The sequence below is a fragment of the Desulfobulbaceae bacterium DB1 genome, from assembly GCA_001914235.1.
In the GTDB taxonomy this organism is placed as follows: domain Bacteria; phylum Desulfobacterota; class Desulfobulbia; order Desulfobulbales; family SURF-16; genus DB1.
This window is the reverse complement of record MQUF01000005.1, coordinates 18,164-37,843: the sequence shown is the minus strand read 5'-3', so window position 1 is coordinate 37,843 and position 19,680 is coordinate 18,164. Positions and strand designations below refer to the sequence as shown.

The following is a 19,680-nucleotide window of genomic DNA, read 5'->3' as shown; positions in this document are numbered from 1 at the left end:
TTATTCTTTCGCATCAAGGGCGGCAACACCCGGCAGCACCTTGCCCTCCATCAGCATCAGGAAAGCGCCGCCGCCGGTGGACATGTAGGAGACATCATCCGCCCAGCCGGCCTTATGCACCGCGGCGTTGGTGTCGCCGCCGCCGACGATGCTGAGTGCGTGGGAAGTTGCCACCTTCTGCACCAGAGCCATGGTGCCCCGGCTATAGGCATCCATCTCGAACACCCCCATGGGACCGTTCCACAAGATGGTTTTGGCGTCGGCCAGGGCCTCGCCGAACAGGGTTGTGGTGGCCGGACCGATATCAAGCGCCATCCAGTCCTTCGGCATCTCCTGCAGGGACACCACCTTGGAGACGCTGTTCGGGGTAAATTCCGCCGCCGCAACGCAATCAACCGGCAGGTAAAGTTTCACCCCTTTTTTGGCGGCATCCGCCAGCAGCGTGCGCGCCGTTTCCAGCAGATCATCCTCCACCAGTGACTTGCCCACCTCATGCCCCTGACTTTTCAGGAAGGTATTGGCCATGGCCCCGCCGATGATCATGATATCGACTTTGTCCATCAGGTTGACGAGCGCGGTCAATTTCCCGGAAACCTTGGCCCCGCCGATAATCGCCGCCAGGGGACGAACCGGCTGGCTGACGGAACGGTGAAAGAAATCCATTTCTTTTTGCAGCAGAAAGCCCGCGGCGCACTGGTCGCAATAGTGGGTTACCCCCACCACCGATGCATCGGTCCGGTGGGCAACGGCAAAGGCATCACTGATATAGACCTCGGCCAGGGCGGCGAGTTTTCGAGAAAACTCAGGGTCATTCTTCTGTTCCTCGCCATGAAAACGAAGATTTTCCAGCATCACCACGTCGCCGGGCCGCATTGCCGTGACCATGGATTCAACATCATCCCCCACGCAATCGGGCAGAAGTTTGACCATGCGGCCGGTAAGCTCGGCCAGCCTTGCGGCGGCGGGAGCCAGGGAAAATTCCGGTTTCCGCTGCCCCTTGGGACGGCCCAGATGAGAACAGACAATGACCTTGGCATTTTCCGCCAACGCATGATTTATGGTGGGCAATGCCCCGCGAATACGCGTATCGTCGGTAATGCGACCGGCGTCATCGAGCGGCACATTAAAATCAACCCGAATCAGCACCCTTTTGCCTTTGATATCAATATCTCGAATATTTTTCACAATAAGCTACCTTTAGTTAGGAATTCACCCATGAAGAAAATCAGCCTGTTCTTCACCGTACCGCACCCTATGAAGGAAAGTCAAACGAGATAACAAACTCCGGGCAACAAAGGCTCAACCGGACTTACGCCGGCAGCCGCTGATACAGCAAGGCATCTTCCTCCGGCGAACAGTAGTATTTTCGGCGCACCCCGATACGCTGGAAGCCATATTTTTCATACAGGCGACAGGCACTGTCATTTGATTCCCGCACCTCAAGAAAACAACGACCAACCCCTTCAGCCGCCATGAGCTTCAAGGCGGCAACCAGCAGCGCACCGCCCACTCCCCGCCTCCGCAAGTCACCTGTCACGGCAAACTTGATAATCTCCGCCTCGCCGGCCACGACGCGGCAACAGATATAACCGGCAAAAAGACCGGAGCCGCGCAAACGGGCCACCAGTTGCCGGCCGCAGGGCTGGAGCATCTCTCCGGCGAACTGGGCCGCGGTCCAGGCAGGGCTTTCCTGTTCCGCCCGCACGGCATCAGCCAGGTCGGCCTCCGCCATGGGGGCAATCACAAGTTCGATGGGTCACACCATCTGTTCGGCGATGGAAACCGTGCGGTCGGCCAGCATATTGGTATAGCTGCCCAGTTCATTATCATACCAGCCGTAAATGACGGCCTGGGTAACGGGAACGTTGATCACCGGATCCGAGGCCGCGCATCCCTTGATCTTGTCAAGATTGACCCGGATGGTCGCCGTGCGGGTGTGGGTCTCGGTTCCCTCGATAATGGCGGCGGCAAAAGGAGTGCCGATGATGTCGCTTGAAACGTTCTGCTCTTCCGAATAAACCAGGTAGGGCGACGTTTTGGCGAAATCCCGATAAATGCCGTTGATCCTGTCCCGCTTGATCGGATTTTCCAGATCATCCTGAAGATTCACCACCAGGACAATAAGCGATCCGGTAGAGGTGGGAATACGCACCGACTCGGCGATGAAACCGATATCCTTCATCTCAGGGATAACCAGGGCCAGGGCCTTGGCCGCCCCGGTGGTGGTCAGGATGATATTATTCATGATACTGCGGTTCTTGCGCAGATCCCCGGCCCCTGTTTTCGGCAGACTGTCGAGCACCTTCTGACTGCCGGTGGCGGCATGGACGGTGACCATGGAGGCGCTCAGGAAATTGGCCGCGCCGATCTGATCAATCAGCGGTTTTATCATATAGGACAGGCATGTGGTGGTACAGGAGGCGGCGGATATGAGATTATGCCTGCCGGGAATATAATCGTCATCATTAATGCCCATGACGGTGGTCACCGCATCATCCGGCATATCCAGCCCCTTCTCCTTAATCTTAAACGGAGCGGAAAGAATAACCTTCTCCGCCCCGGCGGCAAGGTGGCCGCGAAACGCGCCTTTCGGGGAATCGGCATCAGCGGTGGGATCGTTAAACACGCCGGTGGTGTCCACCACCAGGCGCACTCCGTTTTCCTTCCACTTGATATCCCTCGGGTTTCTTGATTCCCGCAGAATTCTGACCGGCACCCCGTTAATGGTCATGGTGCCCTCGGCCTCATTCAGATTCTCCACCACGCGCCCGCCTTTATATCCATGCAGATAATTGCCGAGGCGGCCGTATGTGCTGTCCCGCTCAATGGAAGCGGCAAGATCTTCCAGTCCCTGGCCGATTTGACGTCCGGTATTGACCACGATCTCTGAAAAATATTTCCTGCCGACATGGTGCCACAATGTCAGCTTACCGATCCGACCAAGAGCATTAATGCCTAACTTCATCTTCCTTTCTTCTCCTTTATGGATTTTAATACAAACTTCTCAGCGCTTGTCGCGCACACGTCTTCATCCGCACCGTCACCTGCTCCATTTTTTCATGAAGATGCGCCACAAGTAAAACAAAGGGACGCGGCCAACGCAAGTAAAACTATAGGGTGAAAGAATAATTTAATCATTGAAGCACGTAAATATGCCTACAGCATTGACAAATACCGCTCCCCGCTATCAGGCAGAATTACCACGACAAGCTTGCCCGCATTTTCCGGTCGGCTGCCCACGGTGACGGCCGCGGATACTGCGGCACCCGAAGAAATACCGGCGAGTATCCCTTCCTCGCGGGCAAGCCGGCGCGCCATCTCAAGCGCCTTCTCCGATTCCACCGTGATGATTTCATCAAGCAGTTCCCGCTGCAACACCCGTGGGACAAAACCGGCGCCTATGCCCTGAATCCGGTGAGGGCCTGCAGTACCGCCGGACAGCACCGGCGATTCGGCCGGCTCCACCGCGCAAACCCGCAGGCCCGGCTTGCGGGCCCGGATCACCTCGCTGATGCCGGTGATGGTGCCGCCGGTGCCCACCCCGGCCACCAGGATATCAATCCCGCCCGCCGTGTCCCGCCATATCTCCTCCGCCGTGGTCAGGCGATGCGTTTCAGGGTTGGCCGGATTTTCAAACTGCTGCGGCATGAACGCACCCGTGATCTCAGCGGCAAGCGCCGCAGCCCTGGCAATGGCGCCCTTCATTCCCTCGGCCCCCGGCGTCAGCACAATCTCCGCGCCGAGCAAGGCAAGCAGCTTGCGTCGCTCAACGCTCATGGTCTCCGGCATGGTAAGGATAAGACGATACCCCCTGGCCGCCGCCGTCATGGCAAGGCCGATGCCGGTATTGCCGGAAGTCGGCTCGATGATGACGGAAGAAGGCACGAGTTTCCCCTCCTCTTCCGCCCGACGGATCATATTGACGCTTATCCTGTCCTTGACGCTGCCGCAGGGATTGAACGACTCAAGCTTGACCACGACATCGGCCGCACAACCGGCTGTTATCCGTTTCAGGGCAACCAGCGGCGTGGCACCGACGGTTTCGGTTATATCACGATAAATCTTCATGGACGACCTCCCGGGCTGTTCTGTCAATCAATTTTATTTCCGACAGAGAACCTTCCAGGGAATGATCGATCTCGCCAAACCGGCGGGCGGTAACCATGACCCTGCTTTCAAATGACCCTGCCGCTTTATTATACGACTGGACGGTGCGATCAATATTTTTCCGCAACTCCTCAAAATGGCAGGTCATGGTCTGCAGCCGTTGAAAAAGGGTGCGTCCCAGTTCGCCGATTCGTGCCGCATGCTCGGTGATCTGCTCCTGCCGCCAGCCGTAGGCCACAGCCCGCAACAGGGCGATAAGCGTGGTGGGGGTTGCCAGGATCACCCGCTGGGCAACGCCGAATTCAATGAGTTCCGGGTCATGGGACAGGGCCGCGCTGAAAAAATTCTCACCCGGCACAAACATAACGACAAACTCCGGCGAGTCCGGAAACTGACGCCAATATCCCTTACTGCCGAGCTGAACGAGATGGGTGCGGACCTGCCGGGCATGCACCTTCATCTTTTCCATGCGCTCACCTTCATCTTCCAGCTCATGCGCCTCCAGATAGGCCTGCAGCGAGGCCTTGGAGTCCACCACAATTGTTTTGCCGCTGGGTAATTTAATGACCACATCAGGCCGCTGCAGCCCCTCAGCCGTTGCAACGGCAGGCTGCTCGATAAAATCGCAGTACTCGATCATTCCGGCCATTTCCACCACGCGGCGCAACTGCATCTCACCCCAGCGTCCCTTGGCCACGGGGGTGCGCAGGGCACGGACAAGATTGGCGGTCTCGCCCTGCAGGCGAAGCTGTCCGGCCGCCATCTGCTTCACCTGCTCTGCCAGGGTGGCATAAGCCCCGGCCCTTTCCCTTTCCAGGTGGCGGACATGGGAATCAACCTTTTCAAGCGACTCCTGCAGCGGTTTGATCAGTTCATGAATTGCCGTCTTTTTTTCACCCATTTCCTGCCTGGCCTGTTCGTTATAAAAAGAAAGGGTCGAACGGGCCATCTTCAGAAAGGATTCGCTGTTACTTTTGTGAATATCGGACGATACCGCCTTAAACGAATCGGTGAGCTCTTCCCGCGCCTGCCGCAGAAAATCCACCTGGCGCTCGGCATATTTTTTCCCTGCCGCAAGCTCATTGTTCACCGCGGCCAGTCCTTTATTTTCCGCGGAAAGCATGGTAAACTTCTCCTCCAGGTCGGCAATCTGTTCCAGCCGCCCCTGTAATCGTTCCTGAAGAACGGCCTGCTCGGTCACCAGCTCCTGGTTTTCCCGGCGCAGGCGGGAAACGGCATGACGCCGAACCAGGGCCAGCACAAGGCCGCCCAAACCCGCACCCAGCAAAGCCGACACCATACTGGTTATTGCAAATGAAAAAAAACCACCTTGGATCATAAAATTGGACACAATATCGAAGTTTTCTTGACTTTGTGATAATTATTACTAAAATAAACTCATCTGTCAATCTTTGGTGCGACAGCTGACATCTTAATGTATATATGTTTTCATTTCCATCCGATTTCACATTCAACTATTTTATATAATTTCAAAAACAAAGGAGACAACAATGCTGAAAGACGGCGAAAAAGGCGCGGTATTACAAAAAGACAAGGAAAGCTACGCGATCGTTCCCCACTTTCCGTTGGGACTGGTCAATGCCGATGATTTACGCAAGATAGCCGATGTGGCGGACAAATACAAACTGCCGGCCATGAAAATAACCAGTGCGGCGCGCATTGCCATGGTCGGATTCAAGGAAGAGGATATCGATGCGGCCTGGCGGGATCTGGGCATTGATCCCGGTCATGCCATCGGCCTCTGCGTCCGCAGCATCAAAGCCTGCCCCGGCACCACCCTCTGCCGCCTGGGCAAGCAGGACGCCCTGAGCCTCGGCAAGGAACTGGATAAACGCTATCACGGCTACCAGCTGCCCAACAAGTGCAAAATGGGCGTATCGGGCTGTGTCAACAACTGTGCCGAAACCCCGGTGAAGGATATCGGTTTTGTCGGCAAGCCGAAAGGATGGACGGTTATGGTCGGCGGCAACGCTGCATCACGGCCGCAGCTGGCCGTTGAACTGGCGGAGGGATTGACCGACGAACAGGCATTGGCTGTCTGCGACCGAATCATCAAACTTTTTGAAAAAGAGGGAAAAAAAGGGGAACGAGTCGGCAGATTCATCGACCGCATCGGTTTTGATTCTTTCAAGGAAGCTGTTTTATAGTTTTACAACCGGCAAATTGACGTCATGACGGCAAATCGGCCGGGAAAAGAAGAAATGCCCATCAAACAGATATTGACAATATCAAAACAGCTGCTATTATAACGAGATTTATCTGACTAGCTTTCGGGCCTATAGCTCAGTTGGCTAGAGCCACCGGCTCATAACCGGTCGGTCCCTGGTTCGAGTCCAGGTAGGCCCACCAAATAACTCGAGACAAGGAAAAGCGGCGTACTTTGTTTCACCGTCCCTTTCTGACACATTCTCTATTTTGGAAATATTCCGGCAGGATAGCATACCACCGGATACGTCGAAAAGGTGCAGCCTCACCAGGCTGCACCTTTTTTAATGAGGAGCCGGAAACAACCGGCGACAATAATCCCGTAACATGGCATCACCACCAAAACTGAAAGACATTCTCGATTTTTTAGGGCGCTTGGCGCCCTGGGATCTGGCGGAATCATGGGACAATGTGGGACTCATGATCGGCAATCCGGAGCAGGAGGCACGAGGAGTCCTTGTCGCACTTGACCCAACCATGCCGGTCATCGACGAAGCTCTCGAACAGCAAGCCGACATTATCCTCACGCACCACCCCCTCATCTTCCACCCGATCAAATCAATCAACACCGCCACATCGTCCGGCAAACTCCTCAAAAAAGCCCTGAATCACGACATCGCCATCATCAGCTGCCATACCAACCTCGACCTCATTGAAAACGGGGTAAGCGACGGCCTGGCAAAGACCATTGACCTCCGGCAAACTCTGCCCCTCGCTCCCGCCGGTAACAAACCCGGTCAGGGATTCGGCAAGATCGGGGATCTCCCTTCCCCCATGGATCGGGATCATTTCCTGCGCCTTGTCGCCGAGCAGCTCAATCTCCGGTCAATTACCCTGGCAGGCCCTGTGCCGCCGGTCATCGGCAGGGTGGCGGTCTGCGGCGGCAGCGGCGCCGAATTTGCCGAAACGGCCCGCGCAGCCGGCGCGGATATCTATATTACAGCAGAGCTGAAACATTCCGTCGCCCGCTGGGCGGAAGAAAACGCCTTCTGCATCATCGACGGCAGTCACTTTGCCACGGAAAACATCGTCATCCCCATGCTGGTTGCCAAGTTGACAACCTTTTTCCAACAGACCAACAGTGCAGTGCCCGTCATGGCCTCACAGCGCCAAGGCAACCCGCTGCATCATTATTTTTATGAAAATGTAACCCGTTAACATCAACACGCGAGGAGCAGAAATTGAAAGAGGATCTCTCACGACTTATCGCATTACAGGAAATCGATCTCCAGATCAAAAAGCTTGATGACGAAATGGTCGCCAACCAGGCTGACATCGCAAAACGCCAGGCGTCCATTGAAGAAAAAAAGCTCAAGCTTGCCAAGCACAACTCCACCACGGAAAACGCAGCGCAGCGCCGCCGGGAACTCGAAGGGGAAATCGAAGACAGCCTGGCCCACATCAAAGACCGTCAGACCAAATTGATGGGCGTCCAGACCAACCGGGAATACCAGTCCCTGTTGAAGGAAATTGAAGAAAACAAAAAAAACAACAAACGCCGGGAAGATGAAATCGTCCTGCTGATGGAACAGATGGAAACCTTGCAGAAAAAAATCAGCGACCTCGTCAACGTCACCAAAAGTGAAGAGGAACTGCTGGTCGAGGCTGAAGAAAAAGCAGCCAAACTCGCCGACCAAATCCAGACGAAACGGGCAAAATTTGAAAAAGCGCGCGAACAGCAGGCCGTCAAGATCCCCGACAACCTCCGTCGCCGCTATAACCAGCTGCTGGAAAAGAGAAACGGCCTGGCCATAACCGGTGTTACAGCCGGTGTCTGCCAAGGCTGCTTCATGAACATTCCACCCCAGCAGTTCAATGAAGTGCTGAAAGGCGAGCAGCTTCTCTCCTGCCCCACCTGCCAGCGCCTCATGTTTCACCTTCCGGAATCGGAAACCGAAACCGAAACCGAAAAAGCATGATTTTTAAGGAGCGGGCGCATGATCGCGCAGGCAGAAACGGCCTGTGAGGAAAGTCCGGACTCCACAGGGCAGGATGGTTCGTAACACGAACCGGGGGCAACCCCGGGAAAGTGCCACAGAAAACATACCGCCTCGGCTTTCCCGCCGGGGTAAGGGTGAAAAGGCGAGGTAAGAGCTCACCGCCTTCCTGGCGACATGAAGGGCAGGGTAAACCCCATCCGGAGCAAGACCAAATAGGAAAGCATTCGAGGACTGCCCGTCCGACGCTTTCGGGTAGGTTGCAAGAGGTGCCGGGTGATCGGCATCCCAGAGAAATGATCATGGCCTCCTTCAGGGGGTACAGAATCCGGCTTATAGCCCGCTCCTTTTTTTTAACGACGTATCCAGATTCAAAATCTGAAACCGGAAATCGTGTCTTCCCACAAAACAGCTGCCATCATACCGGCCGGCGGCATCGGCAAACGCATGGGTCTTGGCAGACCCAAGCAGTTCCAGGATCTTGCCGGTGTTCCGCTGCTCGTTCACACCCTTCGCGCCTTTGAAGATATTGACGAGATAACGGCGACCATCGTTGCCGCGCCGATTGACGCCGTCAACCAGGTCCGCTTGATGGCGAAAAAGCACCGGCTCACCAAAATCACGGTGGTGGCCGGCGGCAAACTTCGCCAGGATTCCGTCCAGGCCGGGCTTGCCCATGTGCCGGCTGACTGTGATTTTGTCGCGGTTCACGACGGCGCCCGCCCCCTGATCGACGCGGATCTCATCCGTCGTTGCCTGGAAGCCGCGCGTAAAAACGGGGCCGCCATGGCAGCCCTTCCGGTCAAGGACACCATGAAAGAGGTTGACGGAGACGGCACGATCCTCCGCACGGTGGACCGGGAAAACCTCTGGCAGGCGCAGACCCCGCAGGTGGTGGCCACCGACGTTCTCAGGAGGGCCTTTGCCGAAGGACGAAAACAGGGGTTCATCGGCACCGACGAAGCCTCCTTTCTGGAACTGATTCATCAAAAAATGACGGTTGTGCCGGGATCGGAAAAGAATATCAAGATTACCCGACCGGATGACCTGCTGATAGCCGAGGCCCTTCTCATGAAAAAAGAACAAAGCATCCCGGTTTGCCTCCCCGTCATGCGTATCGGCCACGGCTATGACGCCCATTGTCTCGTGAAAGAAAGGCCCCTGATCCTCGGCGGCATCAAAATTGCCCACCCCGTCGGCCTCCTCGGCCATTCCGACGCGGACGTTCTCACCCATGCCCTTTGCGACGCCGTCCTCGGGGCCCTGGGGGCAGGCGACCTGGGCAGACACTTTCCGGACCACGACCCGGCCTATGAAAATATCGAAAGCCTGAAACTTCTGGCAAAGGTCATTGAAACAGCCCGGCAACAGGGATTCACCCTGGCCAACGCCGATGTCACCGTCATTGCCCAGGAACCGAAACTGGCCCCTCATTTCCCCGCCATGCGACAGAAGCTGGCTGCCGTCTGCCGGGTGGAGGAAAACCGGATCAACCTGAAAGGCACGACCACGGAAAAGATGGGATTTACCGGCAGAAAGGAAGGAATCGCGGCACACGCCGTTGTGCTCCTGCAATCCCTGTAAAAAAACTATTTCGCCGAGACCAGGGCGACGAAGTTATCCGGATAGCGGTGGATGACCTTGCGGCTGACGCTGCCCATGAACAGCTCGCCCAGCATATTGCGGCCCCGCCTTCCCATGAAAACCATGCAGGCGGCTCTTTTATCAATCTCCTCGGAGATGACGTCTCCCGGATCACCATAACGAACTACCCGGGAAATTATATCCGCGGCAACTCCTCCTTCCCTGAGTATTCGGCAGGCGTTCTCCACGATTTCCTCCCCGGCGGCGACTCCGACCGCCGCCTGTTCCTCTTGCCCATAGCGGGCAAGATTCAGCACATGGACCAACACGACTTCTTTCACCACTTCCCTGCAGTGACTTGCCAGAATTGCCGCCTCCCGTACCGCCTCATCCGCATGAACCGAGCCGTCGACCGGAATCAGACAGCACGACGCCGGACACGCCTTGCCTTTTTTGGTCTGGCCGACCAGATAAACCGTTGTCCGAATCCCCCGGTACAGCAGTCCCGCAGCCACGCTGCCCACCATGATTCCCTTGATGGGGGAAAGCCCCCGCCGCTCCATGATGATGGTTGAATATCCCTGTCCGGCCACCTCGCTGATGCGTTGCACCGGTTCGCCATCCTCGATGAGGATATCAACCGGCGCCGTGACTCCCGCCTCTCCCAGAAGAGCTCTCACCTCCTCCAGCTTCGGCGCAATATCGTTGCTGATATGCTGTTCTTTCAATTTCCGGAACAGCTCCGAATTGACGACATGGCGGGTGCGCACATCGACATTTGCCATGTGGCTGCTGAGATAACGGCCGGCCAGCACATGCAGAATGGAAATTTTTTCAATTCGCTCCCCCAGGGCGGCGGTCATGGTTCCCATCAGCCAGGACGTGCGTGCAAAGGAAGAAGGGATATCCATGGGCAGCAGGAAACGGGTCAGTGGTTGTGGAAAAGTTGTCATAACTAACTCCTGCTCCAAGAGCGGTAAGGATATCAATAAAACAGCAGCAGCCACACGTTAGCCAGGGCAACGCTGATCAGCATATAAAGAAAGCACACCTTCATGTAGGCGACAAACCTGATGGGATAGCCGGCCGACTCGGCGATACCCAGGGTGACCACGTTGGCGCTGGCGCCGATCATCGTGCCGTTGCCGCCGAAACAGGCGCCAAAGGCCAGGGCCCACCAGAGAACATTGGACTGGGCCCCCGGAATGACCTCGGTCAGATAGGCGACGATGGGCAGCATGGTTGCCGTAAAAGGAATATTATCAACAAAGGCGCTCATGATGGCCGCCACCCAGAGGATGAGACATATCGATTTGGTCAGATCCCCGCCGGACAGGCGGAGAACGGCGTCGGCGATGATATCAAGCAACCCGGTTTCCTCCACCCCGCCGACCAGCATGAAAAGAAACATGAAAAAAAGAAGCGTCGTCCACTCGATGTCCTTTTCAATCAACTCCAGCAGATCGATCTTTTTCGTTACCAGCCCGTAGGTAAAAAGCAGGGACGCGCCGAACAGGGCGGCGATGCTCACCTCCATGTGCCAGTAGCCGTGGGACAGAAAGAGGGCAACGACAATGGCCATAACCAGAAGACCGACCACCAGCAGGGTGGCGTCGGTGATCCTGTACTCTTCCCGCAGCCGGGCGAGAAAACGCGGCACATCATCGATCTTTGCCTTGCCGTACTCCCGGCCGTAGACAAACCGGGTATAGACAAAAAGAAAGACCATGCTCACGACGCAGACCGGCGCGAGATTGACGACAAAATCCATAAAGGTAAGTCCGGCATAGGAGCCGATCATGATATTCGGTGGGTCGCCGATCAAGGTCGCCGTGCCGCCGATGTTGGAAGCCAGAATCTCCGGAATGAGCAAAGCCAGGGGAGAAATCCCCAGGGACAGGGCAATTTCAATGGAAACCGGCGTCAACAAAAGCATGGTGGTGACATTGTCGAGAAAGGCGGAGGTCACGGCGGTGAAAAGCATGAGCACCATGGCCAGGACAATGACATTGCCGCGGGCCAGCTGATAACTTTTATAGGCACACCATTGAAAGATCCCGGTATGTTTGAGAATGCCGATGATGATCATCATCCCCATGAGGAGAAAAATGACATTCATGTCAATGGCGTCAATGGCGCTTTCATAGGAAAGGATATGATAGTCCGGATTGATGGTGCCCAGGGTATAACTCACCACCAGCATGATCGACGCGCCCAGCATGGCCGCCAGGGTCCGATGCAGCAGCTCAAAGGAGATGAGGATATAGGCCAGAACAAAAACAGCGGTCGCGATCCAGAAGGCGGGACTTGTCGCCCTTTTGATGGTGAGGTCGGCCTTGACCGCATAGCCGTTGTTCGTTCGGGTAACGGCATCGTGCGATATGGTCAGGCTTTCGGCGGAATAACTTGTTTTGCGGGCCTTGACCGCTATAGCGGCCGACGCGTCTTCCATGGCGCCGGGGACAACCTTGAACCGGGCCTGGAAGGTGCCGTCCGGCCCGGTTTTGAGGGCACCGCCGTGTCCATTGCCGTGTTGCACCGGCTCCACCGCTTTGCCGTTGACCAATGCCTCGATCCGGGCATCGGCCACCCCAACCCCATGTGAATTGACGATTTTCCCGTAAATATCAAGAAGATCGTACTCAGCAGCCGGCGCCTCCTCCGCTGCCGCGACAATCGGCAGATGCCCGCCGGGAAAAACCCCGAGATACCCGGCGACAAAACAAACGAAAACAAAAGTCAACCAACCCCGCACCCTGAACCTTTTCATTATAATTTCCGCTCCCCGCAGAAAACATCTTGTGATCCACCGGCCGCCAGGCAGTTTGGGTCCGGCGGAAAAAACGTCCATTGAGATAAGGCCAGTATCTCACTGCTTATTTCTCCTGTAAAGAGGATATTTTTGCGGAATTGAAAAATTTCCGGGTGCCGTCACCCAGCAAAGGAAAAACAACAAAGCAACAGGGAGAGACCGACGGCCCCCGTGCTTCTGGGGCACATTTCACCTTTTTGACCGGATAAACATGGTTGCCGGGCACAAAAACGGGATTACTCCAGGGGGTAGGAGGCTTCAAGCTGGTGAAACGCCCCCTTGGCCGTCAATATGCTGGAATAGAGATGAAAGTCCGTTACCTGAAACTCCGGCAAGGAAAAAAGGGCGTTGCCGGAAAGAAAATTGGTCAGTCGGATCAGCGGGGTCTCCTTGAGACGGGCCAAGGTGATGTGGGGGGAAAACTTCCGTTTTTCAGGAGGGATTTCCAAATCGGCAAGAAGGGCATCCACCTTTTTCCGCAACTGGAAAAGAGGCTCTGATTTTTCCACACCGACCCAGAGCACATGCGGTTCCTTTCTGGGCGGGAAACAGCCCAATCCCTTGAGCAGAAGAGGAAAGGGGGAGGCTACGACATTTTCGAGTCCGGCACGGATTTCACGAAATAGCCCGCCGTCAACTTCGCCGATAAAACGCAGGGTCAGATGAATCTGCTCCTGATCCACCCATCTGGCCCCGGGCAACCCGAAACAGATACGGCCAAGCTCCTTCTTGACGGGTTCAGGCAAATCAACCGCAATAAAGAGTCGTATCATAGGCAATCCGCGCTCCGGGAAATTCAAACATGAAAGTTGCTTCAATTGTAACAAGCAGGGGCGGGAATGCAAAGAAGAAAGAGGCGAAACGCAAGGGGCGAAAAAGGAGGCGGCCCCGGGATTGCTCCCGGGGCCTGAAGGGTTGAGGTTCAACATTGCCTAGTCCTGATACCTTGCGGTAGACCCCAGCACTAGGACTTTTTGGAGGAATCACTGACTCTTAGGAGGAGAGTCCTACACCAAAGGAGAGGTGCCAAGCCAATCACGGCTTTTAATATTCTAATATACAATAAGCGTTCCACACTGAAATATTTTTATATTTTTTTTCAAAATCCAGACAGGACAATCCCCTCCCCCCTCCTCTTTGTCGAAACCCGTTCCTCGGCAGCAATTCTTCCGCCGCCCGATCGGGCCATATGCCCCACATGGCGCAAAAATTGCGTCAATCAACCCAATGCAGAGGCAAAACACTCAACCGATCCGCACGGTGAAAGTTTGCCGCTGCGGACTGTTGCCCTTTCGGCAAAACAGGGATTTTTTCATCGGGGCGGCATGCGCGGAAAAGAATAGCCACATGAAGCAGGTTGACAAGAAACAGGGGATAGAATAGTTTTGCAGCTTCCTCGCTTTTTTACCCACGGAGAACGACACACATGCGCCAAAAAGAGAAACAGACCAAGGGCGGGATTTGCGTTTCCATTGCCCGGCCCGATATGGAAAAGGCGTTGAACGCGGTTCGACAAGCAGACGCCGACGGCAATGCCGACGTGATTGAGGTCCGCCTCGACAGCCTGGCCGATCCGGCCATCGAGCCTTTTTTGCAAGGGATCACCACCCCGCTGCTTATCACCAACCGGCCGCTTTGGGAAGGCGGACTCTTTGAGGGACCGGAAGAAGCCCGACTCGCCCTGCTCCACCAGGCGGTTCAGCTCAATGTCTCCTATGTGGACATTGAACTTGCCGGCGGTGCCGCGGCCGTCAGTTCCCTGTGCCGGGCAGCACGAAAAGGAAAAACCGAGATAATCGTCTCCTGGCATGATTTTTCCGGCACTCCTTCATCCCCGGAACTTGGCGATATCCTGGCCAGGCAGCAGGCATCAGGGGCTCACATCGGCAAAATGGTCACCATGGCCCATGGCTTCACCGATGTGCTGCGGGTGCTGCAACTGCAGGAAACCGCACACAAAATGGGATTTCCCCTGATCGCCTTTTGCATGGGCCGGGCCGGCATGATCAGCAGGCTGGCTACCCTGGAACTGGGAGGCTTCATGACCTATGCCGCGCCGATCGCGGCCGAGGCGACCGCGCCGGGCCAGCTCGCCGTGGCGGAACTCGTCACATGTTTACGGAATTTCACCCATGGAGATTAACGGCAACACCATCCTGCACGGCATCATGGGCAACCCGGTAAGCCACAGCCTGAGCCCAGCCATGCACAACAGCGCCTTTGCCGCCCTCGGGCTGAACAGCGCCTACGTCCCCTTTCCGGTAACCGACGTTGCCGGTGCCCTGATCGGTTTCAAGGCGCTGGGCGTCAGAGGGGTCAGCGTTACCATTCCCCACAAACAAGCGGTGATCCCGTTGCTCGACCACATTGACCCGGTGGCAAAAAAAATCGGCGCGGTCAACACCCTGCTCATCCGCGACAATGCCATTACCGGCTCCAATACCGACTGGATCGGCGCCAACCGCGCACTTGAAGAAAAAATCTCCCTGGCGGGCCGCAAGGTGCTGGTGCTTGGCGCAGGCGGATCGGCCCGGGCCATCGGTTTCGGCCTTCTTGAGGCAGGCGCCGAAATTCAGCTTGCCAGCCGGACTCCGTCAAGCGGCAAAGCACTGGCCGCAACTCTTGGTTGCCCGTGGCATCCTTTTACCGAGCTGGACAATCTCGCGGCAGACATCCTGATCAATGCCACCTCGGTGGGCATGAATCCCAATGCGGAGGCAACCCTTGTTCCCAAGGAACTTCTCCCGCGCTTTCCGGTGGTGATGGACATCGTTTATGCCCCGCTTGAAACGAGACTCCTGCGGGAAGCCAAGGAAGCGGGCTGCCGGGTGGTGAACGGCACGGCAATGCTGCTTTATCAGGGCGTCGCCCAGTTTGAACTGTGGACCGGAAAGCAGGCGCCGGTGAACGTCATGCGTCAAAGTCTGCTGGATGCCCTGGACAAAAGATAATTTCTTATCCTAACAATGATGGTCTCGTAAAAACTAAAAAACAACCACAGAGACCACGGAGCACACGGAGATAACTGACTGTAATTCAAAATATTTTCTCTGTGCCCTCTGCGCTCTCAGTGGTAAAAAAAAGACTTTTTTCGATTTCATCAACAATACAAATCATAACAAAAGCCAAACAACATGATAGAAATCAAACCCCTTTCAGATATCAATGCCATTGTCACGGTTCCCGGCTCAAAAAGCATCACCCAGCGGGCGCTCATCGCCGCGGCCCTGGCCGACGGCACCACCACCCTGCTGACCCCTCTGGCCAGCGAAGATACCGCCTACACCTCCGCGGCCCTGAAATCCATGGGCATCGAGGTTACGGTGAACACCGAAACCTGGACAGTGAAAGGAACCGGCGGCAGAATCGCCGCCCCGCCGGAACCGATCTTCCTCGGCAACAACGGCACGGCCACCCGCTTTCTCACCTCGGTCGCCGCCCTGGGGAACGGCATTTTCACCATCGTCGGTGAAAAAAGAATGGAAGAACGGCCCATCGGCCCCCTGATGACCGCCCTCTCCGGCTGGGGTGTTGACATCAGAAGCATAAAAGGAACCGGCTGCCCGCCCCTGGAAATCAAGGCAAAGGGTATCATGGGCGGCCAAACGGTGCTGCCGGAAGGCAAAAGCAGCCAGTACCTTTCATCGCTGCTGCTGGTTGCTCCCTATGCGCGCAAACAGGCAGTTCTTGATGTGGAGGGTGAAGTCCCATCCAAACCTTACGTTACCATGACGCTTGCCGTCATGCGCTCCTTCGGCATTGACGTTGCGGCAACGAGCAGCCTCAACCATTTTGCGATCACCCAGGGCAGCTACCAGCCGCAAACCTATCAGGTGGAGGGCGATGCCTCCAGTGCCTCCTATTTTTTCGCGGCCGCGGCAGTGACCGGCGGCACCGTTACCGTGGCCAATGTGCCAGAGGTTTCCCTGCAGGGCGACACCGCCCTGGTCGCGATGCTGGAACAGATGGGCTGCAGCGTGGCTTACAAACAGGGCATCACCCTGACCGGTCCCAAAAAATTGCGCGGCATCGAGGTGGACATGGGCGATTGTCCGGATGTGGCCCCCACCCTGGCAGTGGTGGCGGCGCGGGCCACGGGCCGCACAGTGATCAAAAACATCGCCCACCTGCGCATCAAGGAATGCGACCGCATCAACGCCGTGGCCACGGAACTCGCAAAAATGGGGGCAAGGGTAGAGGAAAAGGAAGACGCGCTCATCATCGAAGGCCTGAGGGACGACACGCCGATGCACGGCGCGGAAATCGAAACCTACAATGATCACCGCATTGCCATGTGTTTCGCCGTGGCCGGTCTGGTGGTGCCCGGAGTAAAAATCACCAATGAACACTGCGTGGCCAAATCATTCCCCGACTTCTGGCAACGTTTCGCCCTGCTGTACTAAGGGACAAAACGAAGAATCGAAACTGAAACGGATCACCCTTTCTCGGTTTTCTTGCAGGGCTCGCAACCGGATGTAAAAAAAAGCGGAGAGTTAATCCCGCAGGCCTTCTTTTTCAATAATCAATTGCCCGGCCAATCTCTTCCTGCAGCCCGCCGATGACCCCGAGCGGGTCCCCTGCCCTGGTGATGGGCCGTCCCACCACCACGTAATCGGCGCCATTGCCGATGGCACGGCCGGCGGTCATGATGCGGGTTTGGTCATCGCTGCCGTCGCTGATATTGGCACCCGGCCGGATACCGGGGGTGACGATGAGCAGTTTATCGCCCAGCCCCCGACGCAGGCGGGCCGCCTCAAGGCCCGAGGAAACAACACCGTGACAGCCGAGCTCCAGCGCCCTTTTTGCCCGGAAGTAGACGAGATCCTCGATGGTGCCGGTCATGCCCATGGCCCGCATATCCTCTTCGCCGAAACTGGTCAGCACCGTCACCGCGAGAATCTTCAGCCCGTCATCTCCCTGACCGGTCGCCTCAAGCGAGGCGCGGATAATGGGATCATTGCCGTGCACCGTGGCAAAGGTCACTCCCCTGTCCCGCAATTGCATCATGGCCAGCTTGACCGTTTCCGGAATGTCAAAAAACTTGAGGTCCACCATCACCTTGTGGCCGCGGTCAACGATCCAGTCGATGATATCGAACCAGCCTGCCATGAAAAGCTGCAGCCCCACCTTGTAAAAGCGAATCTTTTGCTCGGTTTTCTTGACCCATTCCCTGGCCGTCGCCGGCTCCGGAACATCAAGGGCCAGAATAATACGCTCTTCAATCGGGATATTCTTGCCTTTCATTTCTCACCCATATAAACAATTGATAATTGATAATTGATAATTGACGGTTATAATAGCCCAACCCCGTAACCCGGAAATCGACAATCAATAAAGGGAACCGCTTTCCCCGAGACAAGAAGGACACAATGCCATGAGCTCGCTTCTGCGACCTGACAACTATGCTCGCCACACCCTTGAACGATACACCGGATCATCGGTAACGGACTTCTGTTCCCACATCATCATCTGCAATTTCCACCGCTACATCAAGGCCTTTGCCGAGATCACCGGCAAAGAAATTCTATCCAACAACTGGAGCGTGGTGCATGACCACGATACCGATATCAGCATGATAAATTATGGAGTGGGATCGCCTTCCGCCGGTATCGTCATGCATTGCCTTTCTTTTCTCGACGAGCTGAAGTGCGTGCTGATGCTCGGCATGTGCGGCGGCATTGACGATTCGTTGAAAGTCGGCGACCTGCTGCTGCCCACGGCCAGCATCCGCGACGAAGGAACCAGCGCCCACTATCTGCCCAAGGATGTGCCCGCCCTGCCGACTTTCGGCATGAACCGGGTCGCCGAGGAGGTCATCATCAAGGAGCTCAACAAGGTTCCCAGGTCCGGCATCATGCATACCACGGATTATCGCATGTGGGAATTCGACCATGAATTCATCGATTACATCCTCAAGCACCGGATTATCGCAATCGACATGGAAATCGCCACAATTTTTTCAGTCGGCTATGCCCTGAATGTCCCCACGTCCGCCCTGATGCTGGTTTCCGACCTGCCGTTGCGCAAGGGCGGCATTAAAAGCAAGGACAGCGCCTCGGAGGTGTTTGAAATGTACACGGCGCAGCATCTCGACATCGGCATCAAGATCATCAAGGAAGTAAAAAAACAAAATTACCCGATCCGCTGAGACACGCCATGACCTGTATCGATTTTCACGCCCACGCCTTTCCCGACTCCCTGGCCCGTACCACCATACCCGCCCTGGAAAAAAAAGGCAATGTCAGGGCGGCCGGCGACGGCACCGTCAACAACCTCCTGAATTCAATGGATGAATCCGGGATCGACACCTCCGTGCTGTGCTCCATCGCCACCCGTCCCGCCCAGTTTCGCCCCATACTCGACTGGTGCAACGCCATCCGCAGTGAACGGATCATCCCATTCCCTTCCTTTCACCCGGAATCACCGCAGGCGCTTGCGGAAATAGCGGAAATACACCGACAGGGCTTTGTCGGCGTGAAGCTGCACCCCTTTTATCAGGATTTTTTTTTGGATGAAGAACGGCTGCGGCCTTTCTTTGCGAAACTGTCCGACCTCGGGCTGATCGTGGTCATGCATACCGGCTACGACATCGGCTTTCCCAGGGAACGCCGGGCCGACCCGGCGAAAATAGCCGCCCTGATCAACCGGTTTCCCGATCTCCGGTTCATTGCCACCCATCTCGGCGCCTGGCAGCAATGGCAGGAGGTGCATGAGGAACTGGCGGGCAAGGATGTTTATTTCGACATCGCCTTTTCGCTGGAATTTCTCCCCCGGGAAATGGCGCGCACCATCATTCTGTCCCACTCGCCGGACCGGGTCCTTTTCGGCTCCGACTCACCCTGGGCATCCCAGCAGGAGACAATCAACCTGCTCAAAAGCCTTGAACTGGACAGCGAGCATGAACAAAAGATTCTCGGCGCCAACGGGAAAAGGTTATTGGGAACAGGCAGCCGGAAACGGTAACCCGTCAACGGCAAACTCATCCGAGTTGCAACAAAAACGCGCACAAAACAG

Annotated in this window: 18 protein-coding genes, 1 tRNA gene and 1 other RNA gene; 11 read left to right on the top strand and 9 right to left on the bottom strand. The window is 56.0% G+C overall.

Annotation, left to right across the window (positions count from 1 at the left end):
- The 5 genes from BM485_05690 to BM485_05670 form a co-directional block, all read right to left on the bottom strand.
- Positions 1-1,185 carry a phosphoglycerate kinase gene (locus tag BM485_05690; GenBank protein OKY75829.1) on the bottom strand — a complete coding sequence of 395 codons (1,185 nt, stop codon included), beginning with the start codon at positions 1,183-1,185 and terminating at the stop codon, positions 1-3.
- A gap of 124 nt (positions 1,186-1,309) precedes the next feature.
- Positions 1,310-1,732 carry a ribosomal-protein-alanine N-acetyltransferase gene (locus tag BM485_05685; protein ID OKY75828.1) on the bottom strand — a complete coding sequence of 141 codons (423 nt, stop codon included), beginning with the start codon at positions 1,730-1,732 and terminating at the stop codon, positions 1,310-1,312.
- 24 nt (positions 1,733-1,756) lie between these two features.
- Complete coding sequence (locus BM485_05680) at positions 1,757-2,965, bottom strand: glyceraldehyde-3-phosphate dehydrogenase (protein ID OKY75827.1); 1,209 nt, start codon at positions 2,963-2,965, stop codon at positions 1,757-1,759.
- Between the two features lie 191 nt (positions 2,966-3,156).
- Complete coding sequence (locus BM485_05675) at positions 3,157-4,068, bottom strand: cysteine synthase A (protein ID OKY75826.1); 912 nt, start codon at positions 4,066-4,068, stop codon at positions 3,157-3,159.
- Entirely contained in the window at positions 4,052-5,446 is a 1,395-nt protein-coding gene (locus BM485_05670) for a hypothetical protein (protein ID OKY75825.1), read from the bottom strand. Before BM485_05670 ends, BM485_05675 begins: the two co-directional genes overlap by 17 nt.
- A 172-nt stretch (positions 5,447-5,618) precedes the next feature.
- Here BM485_05670 and BM485_05665 point away from each other — a divergent pair, with 172 nt between their 5' ends.
- From BM485_05665 to BM485_05640, 6 genes are all read left to right on the top strand, one after another.
- Positions 5,619-6,275 (top strand): sulfite reductase, encoded by a 657-nt coding sequence (locus tag BM485_05665; GenBank protein OKY75824.1) that lies wholly within the window; start codon positions 5,619-5,621, stop codon positions 6,273-6,275.
- A gap of 125 nt (positions 6,276-6,400) precedes the next feature.
- Positions 6,401-6,477: transfer RNA gene (locus tag BM485_05660), tRNA-Met, on the top strand.
- Between the two features lie 183 nt (positions 6,478-6,660).
- Entirely contained in the window at positions 6,661-7,491 is an 831-nt protein-coding gene (locus tag BM485_05655; protein ID OKY75823.1) for a Nif3-like dinuclear metal center hexameric protein, read from the top strand.
- 23 nt (positions 7,492-7,514) lie between these two features.
- Positions 7,515-8,252: a hypothetical protein gene (locus BM485_05650; protein ID OKY75822.1), complete on the top strand. Its 738-nt coding sequence runs from the start codon at positions 7,515-7,517 to the stop codon at positions 8,250-8,252.
- A gap of 6 nt (positions 8,253-8,258) precedes the next feature.
- Positions 8,259-8,622: RNase P RNA component class A (rnpB, locus tag BM485_05645), an RNA gene on the top strand.
- A 38-nt stretch (positions 8,623-8,660) separates the two neighbouring features.
- A complete protein-coding gene (locus BM485_05640) occupies positions 8,661-9,854 on the top strand; it encodes a hypothetical protein (protein OKY75821.1) in 1,194 nt (397 codons plus the stop codon).
- Between the two features lie 5 nt (positions 9,855-9,859).
- Here the strand turns inward: BM485_05640 and BM485_05635 are convergent, their stop codons facing one another.
- The 3 genes from BM485_05635 to BM485_05625 form a co-directional block, all read right to left on the bottom strand.
- Positions 9,860-10,807: a hypothetical protein gene (locus BM485_05635; protein ID OKY75820.1), complete on the bottom strand. Its 948-nt coding sequence runs from the start codon at positions 10,805-10,807 to the stop codon at positions 9,860-9,862.
- Between the two features lie 32 nt (positions 10,808-10,839).
- Positions 10,840-12,624, bottom strand: coding sequence for a citrate transporter (locus tag BM485_05630; GenBank protein OKY75997.1), 1,785 nt, complete (start codon positions 12,622-12,624; stop codon positions 10,840-10,842).
- A 278-nt stretch (positions 12,625-12,902) separates the two neighbouring features.
- Positions 12,903-13,436, bottom strand: a complete 534-nt coding sequence (locus BM485_05625; protein ID OKY75996.1) for a 2'-5' RNA ligase — start codon at positions 13,434-13,436, stop codon at positions 12,903-12,905.
- Between the two features lie 656 nt (positions 13,437-14,092).
- Here BM485_05625 and BM485_05620 point away from each other — a divergent pair.
- The 3 genes from BM485_05620 to BM485_05610 all read left to right on the top strand — a co-directional run bounded on the left by BM485_05620 (position 14,093) and on the right by BM485_05610 (position 17,069).
- Entirely contained in the window at positions 14,093-14,809 is a 717-nt protein-coding gene (locus BM485_05620; GenBank protein OKY75819.1) for a type I 3-dehydroquinate dehydratase, read from the top strand.
- The gene (locus tag BM485_05615) at positions 14,799-15,617 is read left to right on the top strand and encodes a shikimate dehydrogenase (GenBank protein ID OKY75818.1); all 819 of its coding nucleotides are present in this window, start codon (positions 14,799-14,801) and stop codon (positions 15,615-15,617) included. Before BM485_05620 ends, BM485_05615 begins: the two co-directional genes overlap by 11 nt.
- 183 nt (positions 15,618-15,800) lie before the next feature.
- Positions 15,801-17,069 (top strand): 3-phosphoshikimate 1-carboxyvinyltransferase, encoded by a 1,269-nt coding sequence (locus tag BM485_05610; GenBank protein OKY75817.1) that lies wholly within the window; start codon positions 15,801-15,803, stop codon positions 17,067-17,069.
- Between the two features lie 112 nt (positions 17,070-17,181).
- Here BM485_05610 and BM485_05605 read toward each other — a convergent pair whose 3' ends face one another.
- Positions 17,182-17,910 carry an orotidine 5'-phosphate decarboxylase gene (locus BM485_05605; protein ID OKY75816.1) on the bottom strand — a complete coding sequence of 243 codons (729 nt, stop codon included), beginning with the start codon at positions 17,908-17,910 and terminating at the stop codon, positions 17,182-17,184.
- Between the two features lie 130 nt (positions 17,911-18,040).
- Between BM485_05605 and BM485_05600 the strand changes: the two genes are divergently transcribed.
- Together BM485_05600 and BM485_05595 are read left to right on the top strand one after the other, a co-directional pair.
- Positions 18,041-18,814, top strand: coding sequence for a hypothetical protein (locus BM485_05600; protein ID OKY75815.1), 774 nt, complete (start codon positions 18,041-18,043; stop codon positions 18,812-18,814).
- A gap of 8 nt (positions 18,815-18,822) precedes the next feature.
- The gene (locus tag BM485_05595) at positions 18,823-19,629 is read left to right on the top strand and encodes an amidohydrolase (protein ID OKY75814.1); all 807 of its coding nucleotides are present in this window, start codon (positions 18,823-18,825) and stop codon (positions 19,627-19,629) included.
- The last annotated feature ends 51 nt before the right edge of the window (positions 19,630-19,680 follow it).

Bases quoted from the DNA above. Each gene is read 5' to 3' on its own strand.
- BM485_05595 (OKY75814.1), top strand. From the start codon at position 18,823: ATGACCTGTATCGATTTTCACGCCCACGCCTTTCCCGACTCCCTGGCC.
- BM485_05600 (OKY75815.1), top strand. From the start codon at position 18,041: ATGAGCTCGCTTCTGCGACCTGACAACTATGCTCGCCACACCCTTGAA.
- BM485_05680 (OKY75827.1), bottom strand. From the start codon at position 2,965: ATGAAGTTAGGCATTAATGCTCTTGGTCGGATCGGTAAGCTGACATTG.
- BM485_05630 (OKY75997.1), bottom strand. From the start codon at position 12,624: ATGAAAAGGTTCAGGGTGCGGGGTTGGTTGACTTTTGTTTTCGTTTGT.
- BM485_05605 (OKY75816.1), bottom strand. From the start codon at position 17,910: ATGAAAGGCAAGAATATCCCGATTGAAGAGCGTATTATTCTGGCCCTT.
- BM485_05635 (OKY75820.1), bottom strand. From the start codon at position 10,807: ATGACAACTTTTCCACAACCACTGACCCGTTTCCTGCTGCCCATGGAT.
- BM485_05615 (OKY75818.1), top strand. From the start codon at position 14,799: ATGGAGATTAACGGCAACACCATCCTGCACGGCATCATGGGCAACCCG.
- BM485_05610 (OKY75817.1), top strand. From the start codon at position 15,801: ATGATAGAAATCAAACCCCTTTCAGATATCAATGCCATTGTCACGGTT.
- BM485_05620 (OKY75819.1), top strand. From the start codon at position 14,093: ATGCGCCAAAAAGAGAAACAGACCAAGGGCGGGATTTGCGTTTCCATT.
- BM485_05675 (OKY75826.1), bottom strand. From the start codon at position 4,068: ATGAAGATTTATCGTGATATAACCGAAACCGTCGGTGCCACGCCGCTG.
- BM485_05685 (OKY75828.1), bottom strand. From the start codon at position 1,732: ATGGCGGAGGCCGACCTGGCTGATGCCGTGCGGGCGGAACAGGAAAGC.
- BM485_05665 (OKY75824.1), top strand. From the start codon at position 5,619: ATGCTGAAAGACGGCGAAAAAGGCGCGGTATTACAAAAAGACAAGGAA.
- BM485_05670 (OKY75825.1), bottom strand. From the start codon at position 5,446: ATGATCCAAGGTGGTTTTTTTTCATTTGCAATAACCAGTATGGTGTCG.
- BM485_05655 (OKY75823.1), top strand. From the start codon at position 6,661: ATGGCATCACCACCAAAACTGAAAGACATTCTCGATTTTTTAGGGCGC.